The sequence below is a fragment of the Vibrio sp. 811 genome, assembly GCF_033339195.1.
The window spans coordinates 1-757 of the sequence record NZ_JAWOUB010000330.1; the positions used below are offsets into that span (position 1 = coordinate 1).

A 757-nucleotide genomic window follows, 5' to 3' on the forward strand; every position below is an offset into this window, starting at 1 on the left:
CACGAAGAAATCAAAACTCAGACGGGCAACTTCCAACAATGGATCGACAACTACAATCAATCGCTGCGTAATCTTGCTGAGTGCGGCGTAGATACTGTCTGCTACAACTTTATGCCAGTACTCGACTGGACACGTACAGACCTCGAATTTGAAATGCCGGATGGCTCTAAAGCGCTACGTTTTGACCAAATCGCTTTTGCGGCATTTGAGCTGCATATTCTTAAGCGTCCGGGCGCAGAAGCGGATTATACCGAAGCTGAGCAAGCGCAAGCCCTTGAATACTTCAACAACATGACGGCGGATCAAATTCAACAACTGACAAGCAACATCATTGCTGGTTTGCCGGGCTCAGAAGAAGGTTACACGCTAGAAGAGTTCCAAGCGCAACTCGACCGCTACGCAGGCATTAGCAAAGACAAACTGCGTGAGCATATGGCGTATTTCTTGTCGCAACTGATGCCTGTGTGTGAGGCGCACGGCTTGAAACTCGCTGTGCACCCAGACGATCCACCGCGCCCAATTCTTGGCTTGCCGCGTATCGTTTCAACCATCGAAGACATTGATTGGTTGACCGAAAAAGTGCCAAGCAAAATGAACGGTTTGACCATGTGTACCGGCTCTTACGGTGTGCGTGGTGACAATGACCTAGTGAAGATGATCAAAAAGCATGGTGAGCGCATTTACTTCACTCACTTGCGTTCCACCAAGCGTGAAGAAAGTAACCCGATGACATTCCACGAGGCGGCTCACCTTGATG

The 757-nt window shown here is 49.4% G+C and carries 1 protein-coding gene; it reads left to right on the plus strand.

Features of this window, described 5'->3' with window-relative positions; genetic code table 11:
• A partial coding sequence (gene uxuA, locus R7Q46_RS26675; protein WP_318078156.1) for a mannonate dehydratase occupies positions 1 to 757 on the plus strand: 757 nt, incomplete at both ends.